Source organism: Flavobacterium sp. (assembly GCF_035456225.1).
In the GTDB taxonomy this organism is placed as follows: domain Bacteria; phylum Bacteroidota; class Bacteroidia; order Flavobacteriales; family Flavobacteriaceae; genus Flavobacterium.
This window is the reverse complement of the sequence record NZ_DATIDM010000033.1, coordinates 1-7,962: the sequence shown is the minus strand read 5'-3', so window position 1 is coordinate 7,962 and position 7,962 is coordinate 1. Positions and strand designations below refer to the sequence as shown.

Below are 7,962 nucleotides of genomic sequence, written 5' to 3'. Positions count from 1 at the left end.
TTTCCTGTTTTCACCGGCATTTTGTCGATGTTTTCAGCCGGAGTCGAAACCATTTTTTGCGTTCCACAGCTCGCCAAGGCTAAAGCCAGTCCTGCGCACAGGTAATAGGATCTAAATATATTCATAAGTATCTAGGTTTTTGAGATATGTCTGAAGTATTCGGAATTGTTACAAATCCAAAAAAGATTAACAGTTTTTTGGCATTAAACAGCAAGTTACGTTTTTTTTTGAAATCGTACTGAATGCAATGACGTAAAAAAAGAGCTACCTTAAATAAAAAGGTAGCTCACTGCTGTGATTACTATGGTAATCAGTAATAAAATGACCTTAATCATAACAGTTCGTTTTTGATTGATGATTTTTTTTGACTGATGATATTATTGTTTGCAATTCGCAATTATTTTTCTCAACACCGCATCGGCAATTTCCAGTTCTTTCTGATCGATTCCGTTGAGCGCTATGCTGCGGTTTTGCAATACCACTTCCTGAACTTTTTTTATGACTTCTTCGCCCGCCTGGGTAACATGAAGTATTAATTTTCTCCGGTCGTCCGGGTTGGTTTCTTTTTCCAGATAGCCGGCTTTTATCAGTAATTCAATGATTCTCGTTACCGAGGCATTGTCCTTAAAAACCATTTCGCTCAATTCATGTTGGGTGATGGTTGGGTTTTCCAATATGCATTTGATTACCAACCACTGATCGATGGTTATTTTAAAACCGTTTTCGCGCAGTTTTTTCTGTGCAAACATCCGATACAGTCTGATGCTGTGATCAATGTTGTAAAAAATGATATTGACTAACTTCTCCACGAACGATTTCTTTACCCAAAGTTAAGAAGGATTTTTAAATAATTGATATGTCAACTAAATTTTAGTATAAAATTAACGCCTTCAGTTATCGGAAGGCGTTTTGTCATTTATCCAAGGATATCTTCACAGGTGAAAACCTCTTTCAGGCGTACGCCCTTTTCGGTTTGTTCCACTGTGATGATCTGGTTGTGGGCATCGTGTTCCAGGAACAGGTAATAGTTCTTTTCTGCTGCCGTTTTTAAAAATTTTTCTTTTTCTGGAAGCGTTAACAGCGGCCGGGTGTCGTATCCCATAACGTACGGTAGAGGAAGATGGCCTGTCGTTGGAAGTAAATCCGCCATGAATACGATGGTTTTGTCCTGGTATTGGATATGCGGAATCATCATTTTTTCGGTATGGCCGTCTACATATAAAATACCAAGATCCAATTCCTTTGAAAACCCAAAGTCGGCTTGCGGACGTTCAATAAATTTGAGTTGGCCACTTTCCTGCATTGGCAGAATGTTTTCAGATAAAAAAGACGCTTTTTCCCTCGGGTTCGGTTTTGTGGCCCAGTCCCAATGGTTGTCGTTCGACCAGAACGTGGCATTCTTGAAGGCCGGCTGGTAACCGGTGCGTTCTTTGTTCCATTCCACACTTCCGCCACAATGGTCGAAATGCAGGTGCGTCATGAACACATCGGTAATATCGTCGCGGTGAAATCCGTATTTTGCCAAGGACTTATCTATCGTATCGTCACCCCAAAGCGAATAGTAACCGAAAAACTTCTCTGATTGCTTGTCGCCCATGCCCGTGTCGACAAGAATCAGGCGTTTGCCGTCTTCGATCAGCATGCAGCGCGCCGCGATGTCGATGAGGTTGTTTTCATCGGCCGGATTGGTTTTGTTCCAGAGTGTTTTTGGGACCACACCGAACATGGCACCCCCGTCCAATTTGAAATTTCCGGCTTCTATTGGGTATATTTTCATGATTTCAGGCTTAAAAATTGCGTTTGCAAATTAATCAATCTTCATCGAATTCACAATCTAAATCGCTTTATAGGAAAAGACTATGCGGGAATAAGTTATAAAAATGTTAGTAGTTAGGTATTAATCGTTTTATGTGATATCTTTGCAGTAAATTAGAATTAATCTGTATAAACGTTATGATTAAAGTATCTGAAACAGCAAAAAAGAGAATCGCATTTCTAATGGAGGATGACGGTTTCGACACTGCGACGGATTATGTCCGAGTGGGCGTAAAAAGTGGCGGATGTTCCGGGTTGTCTTATGATCTGAAGTTTGACAAAACTTTAGGGGAAGATGATAAAGTGTTCGAAGACAACGATATAAAAATTGCAGTGGATAAAAAAAGTTTCCTTTATTTGGTGGGAACAACATTAGAATACTCAGGCGGATTGAACGGAAAAGGGTTTGTGTTTAACAATCCGAACGCTCAAAGAACCTGTGGATGCGGAGAGAGTTTCTCTCTTTAATCCAAATATAAAGCCGGGTGCAGATCCGTCTTTTAAACCTTAAGACAAAATAATGAGTAAGTATACTGAAGACGATTTAAAAATCGAATTAGAAAACAAGGAATACGAATACGGTTTTTACACCGACATCGAATCGGAAACGTTTCCTGCCGGATTGAATGAGGGCATCGTTCGCGCCATTTCCAAAAAGAAAAACGAACCGGAATGGATGACCGAGTGGCGTTTGGAAGCGTTTCGCGCCTGGGAAGATATGACCGAGCCGCATTGGGCCAACGTACATTATGAAAAACCTGATTTTCAGGCAATTTCCTATTATTCGGCTCCGAAGAAGAAAGATAAATACGAAAGTTTGGATGAGGTTGATCCGGAATTGCTGGAGACCTTCAAAAAACTGGGTATCTCTATAGACGAACAGAAACAATTGGCCGGTGTGGCAGTGGATATCGTTATGGACTCGGTTTCCGTAGCGACGACTTTCAAGAAAACATTGGCTGAAAAAGGAATTATCTTCTGTTCGATTTCCGAAGCGATTCAGGAACATCCGGAATTGGTTCAGAAATACATCGGATCGGTAGTGCCGCAACGTGATAATTTCTATGCAGCGTTGAACTCGGCGGTATTCTCCGATGGATCGTTCTGTTACATTCCGAAAGGCGTAAGATGTCCGATGGAATTATCAACGTATTTCCGAATCAATCAGGGAGGAACCGGACAATTCGAAAGAACCTTGGTAATCGCTGATGAAGGCAGTTATGTTTCTTACCTGGAAGGTTGTACCGCACCAAGCCGTGACGAAAATCAGTTGCACGCTGCTGTGGTAGAGCTAATTGCACTTGACAATGCTGAAATCAAATATTCAACCGTACAAAACTGGTACCCTGGTAACAAAGAGGGTAAAGGTGGGGTTTTCAACTTCGTAACCAAAAGAGGTTTGTGTGAGACCGGCGCAAAAATTTCATGGACGCAAGTGGAAACCGGTTCAGCCGTAACCTGGAAATACCCGTCATGTGTATTGAAAGGGGATAACTCCATCGGAGAATTCTATTCCATCGCCGTAACCAATAACTTCCAACAGGCAGATACCGGAACTAAAATGATCCACCTGGGTAAAAACACCAAATCGACCATTATTTCCAAAGGTATTTCTGCCGGAAAATCACAAAACAGTTACCGTGGATTGGTACAGATTTCTTCAAGGGCGGATAACGCGCGTAACTTCTCGCAATGTGACTCGTTGTTGATGGGTAACAATTGTGGGGCGCATACCTTCCCGTATATCGAATCCAAAAACACAACAGCTAAGATTGAGCACGAAGCGACGACTTCAAAAATCGGGGAAGACCAGGTGTTCTATTGCAACCAACGCGGAATCCCTACGGAGAAAGCCATTGCGCTTATCGTAAACGGATTCAGTAAAGAAGTGTTGAACAAATTGCCGATGGAATTCGCAGTGGAAGCTCAGAAATTATTAGAAATTTCGTTGGAAGGATCAGTAGGATAAACTTTTATGAACATATAGCCTTATCGGGTAAAAAATAATATATAATGTTATCAATTAAAAATTTACACGCTTCAGTAGAAGATAAAGAAATATTAAGAGGAATCAACCTTGAAATCAAAGCGGGCGAAGTACATGCCATCATGGGACCTAACGGTGCCGGAAAAAGTACACTTTCATCCATTATTGCCGGAAACGAAACCTACGAAGTAACCGAAGGGGAAATCGTTTTGGACGGTGAAGATTTATCAGAATTGGCACCAGACGAGAGAGCGCACAAAGGCGTATTCTTATCGTTCCAGTATCCTGTGGAAATCCCAGGGGTGTCGGTTACGAATTTCATCAAAACGGCCATCAACGAAAAACGCAAAGCCAATGGTCAGGAGGAAATGCCGGCCAATGAAATGCTGAAGCTGATCCGCGAGAAATCGGAATTACTGGAAATGGATCGTAAGTTCTTATCCCGTTCTTTAAACGAAGGTTTTTCGGGTGGTGAAAAGAAACGTAACGAGATTTTCCAGATGGCGATGCTGAATCCTAAAATTGCAATACTTGACGAAACGGATTCCGGTTTGGATATCGATGCATTGCGTATCGTGGCTAATGGCGTGAACAAACTTAAAAACGAGAAAAACGCTGTATTAGTAATTACGCACTACCAACGTTTATTGGATTATATCATTCCTGATTTTGTTCATGTTTTAATTGACGGAAAAATCGTTAAAACAGGCGGTGCTGATTTGGCATTGGAACTGGAAGAAAGAGGATACGACTGGATTAAACAAGAACAGGAAGCATAATTATGGAATTGAAAGAAAAACTGCTTGCTTCTTTCATGGCCTTTGAAGAGAAAGTTGATGTGGCGGATGCGCTGCATAACGTTCGCACCGAAGCCTTAAAGAATTTCGAAGAAAAAGGGTTTCCAACCAAAAAAGAGGAAGCCTGGAAATATACTTCGCTGAATGCGTTGTTGAAAAACGATTTCAGCATCTTCCCGAAAAAGGAAAACAACATTGATGTCAAAGATGTGAAGAAGTACTTCCTGAACGATTTGGATACCTACAAGGTGATCTTTATCGACGGGATTTTCAGTACGTTTTTGTCTTCTACCACGCACGACGGATTGGATGTTTGTTTGATGTCTTCGGCCTTGACCAAACCGAAATACAAAATGGTGATGGATACGTATTTCAATCAGGTGGCCAGCAAGGAGGAAAGTTTAACGACGTTGAATACCGCTTTCGCATTTGAAGGGGCTTACATCAACATACCGAAGAGCAAAGTGGTGGACAAACCGATTGAAATCATTTATTTCTCTACCGGTAATGAAGCGGCATTGATGGTTCAGCCAAGAAACCTTATCATCGTGGGTGAAAATGCACACGTGCAAATCGTAGAGCGTCATCAGAGTCTGAATGAAAATCCGGTGCTGACCAATTCGGTTACCGAGATTTTCGCCCAGAAGCGTGCCATCGTGGATTATTACAAAATCCAAAACGATGTACAAACCGCTAATTTGATCGACAATACTTATATCTCCCAAAAACAGGAGAGCCGCGTAGCTGTTCATACATTCTCATTCGGTGGAAACCTTACGCGTAACAACCTGAATTTCTACCACCACGGCGAAAGAATTGATTCGACGTTAAAAGGAATTACGATCATCGGCGATAAACAACACGTAGACCACTATACTTTGGTAAACCACGAGCAACCGAACTGCGAAAGCCACCAGAACTACAAAACCATTTTGGACGGACAATCGACCGGCGTGTTCAACGGAAAGATCTATGTGGAAAAAGAAGCGCAGAAAACAGACGCTTTCCAACAGAACAACAATATCTTATTGAGCGACAAAGCGACCATCAATGCGAAACCGCAATTGGAAATTTTCGCCGACGATGTGAAATGTTCCCACGGTTGTACAATTGGGCAGTTGGATGAAAACGCGATGTTCTACATGCAACAGCGCGGAATCCCGAAAAAAGAAGCAAAAGCGCTTCTTATGTATGCGTTTACGAGTGAAGTGACCTCGAGTATCAAAATACCGGAATTGAAGGCTAAAATCGCAAAAATCATCGCTACCAAGCTTGGTGTAAACATGGGATTTGATTTATAAGAGAGAATCCCAATTCAAATAAATAGAAACCGCTGTAACAGGCGGTTTTTTTTATTTAAGTAATTTCTGTAATTTGCTGGTTCAACAAAAACAATCGATTATGAGGTTTTATTACATGGTTTTATTGTTTGTGATCCAAAATGCAATAATCGCTCAAAATAAAGAGGGGAGAGATTCAGTATTTGTAAAGAATATTAAAATTCTGAATACTGATTATAAAGATTTTCAAGTGGTTGGGAAAGATGTGTATGCCATTACCAAAGGCGATAGTTTGGTCGTTTTTAATGTTAAAAGTAATAAGGTCAAATATAGCGAAAAAGAGGTATTCGCGCTTGGTAAAGACAGGAAAGAAGAAGTTTTCTACATAGCAAAAGACAACCAAATAGCAAAGTTCGGGTCTAAAAAGCAAAAAATTGATGTTGGATTTTTACCATATAAGATATTGTTCGACTCCCAAAATGAAATGCTATTAATAACCAACAGAGGATTGTTTTACAAAAATCAATTATATGAACCGACAAACATCAGACCAAACTACAGATACTATGTACAAACCACGAAAAAAACAGAAGGAAGGAGGGCTTTTAAAAATCCTGATTTAGTTTATCTGGATAAAAAATCGAGGTTATGGCTAACTTACGACAAAGGGGAATTTGGAGAAGATATTTTGTTTTTTGACCTGAATAAAAGGGAATTTTTCGAAGAAGATTATTTAACAATCGATGTTGATTATGACAAATATTTGAATCACCAAAAATATTTTGAGGATTTACGCTTAGCATATTCAGACAAAATAATTGTTACTCAAAATGACACATTATATAAGTTTCCGAATCAATTGCCTATCCATAATCCAGTAAAGGGAATTGCTGAAGTAGGCAATGATATTTTTATTTCACAGAGTTTATTCCACTTTTCTGTGGATAGTAAGTTTGCCTTTATTAGAGATATTGGTGCAGAAGGTTTTTATAAATCTTTTGATCTAACTTTACCGCTACTTGAAATAGAACGATTAGGAGGTGTTGAATTTGTAAATGAATTTTTGGGACCTTTAAGTTACAATCTCTTTAATAATTTACTGTACTATTATTCAGATAAAGGTTTTTTCAAAATAATTGAAAAAGGCAACAAATTTGAAAAAGAGTTTGTTTTTAAGCCTTGGATTAAATGGTCAGCAACCAATAGAAATAATTTAGGGGCAGATATAAATGTCAGCAAGTTCGAATTTCCGTCTGCAAGAGAAATAATTTTTCTTACCACTAATAATGGCATCGGTTATTACAATGGAAATGAAGTCATATATTTTCGTTAATTCTTATTTTCCAATATTTGAGAAAACTATTTCAAATAAATAGAAACCGCTGTAACAGGCGGTTTTTTTATTTAAGGATTTTCGTATGTATCCTATTTTGCTATATTTGATTAACTTAATTTATTTGAATGGAAAATTTTTCGGAAAAACAACTGGAGAAGCTGCTCGAAAAGGGGTATATCTCCGAAGCCCAACATCAGGAAGTGAAAGATTATAAGTCACTCGGGCTTTTTTCCTTAAACACGGAACTTTTGTTTCTGCTCTATTTGGGCGTTTTGCTTTTTACTACCGGAGTCGGAACATTGGTCTATAAAAATATCGACAGCATTGGGCATTTGGCTATTCTGGCTGTGAATTTTGTTTTGATGTTAATCTGTTTTTATTTTAGTTTCAAAAACGCCAAAGGATTTTCGAAAGAGGAAGTGTTTTTTGACAATCCGGTTTACGATTATCTTTTACTGACAGGGAGTTTACTGGCGTGTATTTTTATAGGGTATCTTCAATTTCAGTATGGTATTTTTGGAAAGGATTTCAGTCTGGTTTCGCTGTTCTCGGCGACGATTTGTTTTGCAATCGCCTATTATTTTGACAATCGGACCGTGCTTTCCATGGCGATTACGTCTTTAATTGCCTTTACAGGAATTACGCTTACCCCGCAAACGGTTTTTGAAAACGACATCTATTCCAATCCGAATCTTGTGTATTTTGGGATTTTCATTGGTTTTATATTGATTTTGTGGACGCTATACA

At 39.3% G+C, this 7,962-nt stretch carries 8 protein-coding genes; 6 read left to right on the top strand and 2 right to left on the bottom strand.

The features are described from left to right. Positions 1 to 377: 377 nt before the first annotated feature. A complete protein-coding gene (locus VLB74_RS01920) occupies positions 378 to 749 on the bottom strand; it encodes a MarR family winged helix-turn-helix transcriptional regulator (RefSeq protein WP_325201787.1) in 372 nt (123 codons plus the stop codon). Between the two features lie 167 nt (positions 750 to 916). After that, on the bottom strand, positions 917 to 1,777 hold the full coding sequence (locus VLB74_RS01915; RefSeq protein ID WP_325201786.1) for an MBL fold metallo-hydrolase: 861 nt from the start codon (positions 1,775 to 1,777) through the stop codon (positions 917 to 919). A gap of 176 nt (positions 1,778 to 1,953) precedes the next feature. On the opposite strand from VLB74_RS01915, the gene VLB74_RS01910 reads away from it, so the two are divergent. The 6 genes from VLB74_RS01910 to VLB74_RS01885 form a co-directional block, all read left to right on the top strand. After that, positions 1,954 to 2,283, top strand: a complete 330-nt coding sequence (locus tag VLB74_RS01910) for a HesB/IscA family protein (protein ID WP_325201785.1) — start codon at positions 1,954 to 1,956, stop codon at positions 2,281 to 2,283. Positions 2,284 to 2,335: 52 nt separating this feature from the next. Continuing rightward, entirely contained in the window at positions 2,336 to 3,784 is a 1,449-nt protein-coding gene (gene sufB / locus VLB74_RS01905) for a Fe-S cluster assembly protein SufB (RefSeq protein WP_325201784.1), read from the top strand. Between the two features lie 44 nt (positions 3,785 to 3,828). Continuing rightward, positions 3,829 to 4,581: a Fe-S cluster assembly ATPase SufC gene (gene sufC, locus VLB74_RS01900; protein WP_325201783.1), complete on the top strand. Its 753-nt coding sequence runs from the start codon at positions 3,829 to 3,831 to the stop codon at positions 4,579 to 4,581. 2 nt (positions 4,582 to 4,583) lie between these two features. Beyond that, positions 4,584 to 5,900 carry a Fe-S cluster assembly protein SufD gene (sufD, locus tag VLB74_RS01895; protein WP_325201782.1) on the top strand — a complete coding sequence of 439 codons (1,317 nt, stop codon included), beginning with the start codon at positions 4,584 to 4,586 and terminating at the stop codon, positions 5,898 to 5,900. 100 nt (positions 5,901 to 6,000) lie between these two features. Beyond that, positions 6,001 to 7,212: a hypothetical protein gene (locus VLB74_RS01890; protein WP_325201781.1), complete on the top strand. Its 1,212-nt coding sequence runs from the start codon at positions 6,001 to 6,003 to the stop codon at positions 7,210 to 7,212. Positions 7,213 to 7,340: 128 nt separating this feature from the next. After that, positions 7,341 to 7,962, top strand: a 622-nt coding sequence (locus VLB74_RS01885) for a DUF2157 domain-containing protein (protein ID WP_325201780.1), incomplete at its 3' end; no start/stop codon positions are given.

What these genes read in the sequence shown, in the direction of transcription:
- VLB74_RS01915 (WP_325201786.1), bottom strand. Translation starts at nt 1,777, where the DNA reads ATGAAAATATACCCAATAGAAGCCGGAAATTTCAAATTGGACGGGGGT.
- sufC (WP_325201783.1), top strand. Translation starts at nt 3,829, where the DNA reads ATGTTATCAATTAAAAATTTACACGCTTCAGTAGAAGATAAAGAAATA.
- sufD (WP_325201782.1), top strand. Translation starts at nt 4,584, where the DNA reads ATGGAATTGAAAGAAAAACTGCTTGCTTCTTTCATGGCCTTTGAAGAG.
- VLB74_RS01920 (WP_325201787.1), bottom strand. Translation starts at nt 749, where the DNA reads ATGTTTGCACAGAAAAAACTGCGCGAAAACGGTTTTAAAATAACCATC.
- sufB (WP_325201784.1), top strand. Translation starts at nt 2,336, where the DNA reads ATGAGTAAGTATACTGAAGACGATTTAAAAATCGAATTAGAAAACAAG.
- VLB74_RS01890 (WP_325201781.1), top strand. Translation starts at nt 6,001, where the DNA reads ATGAGGTTTTATTACATGGTTTTATTGTTTGTGATCCAAAATGCAATA.
- VLB74_RS01910 (WP_325201785.1), top strand. Translation starts at nt 1,954, where the DNA reads ATGATTAAAGTATCTGAAACAGCAAAAAAGAGAATCGCATTTCTAATG.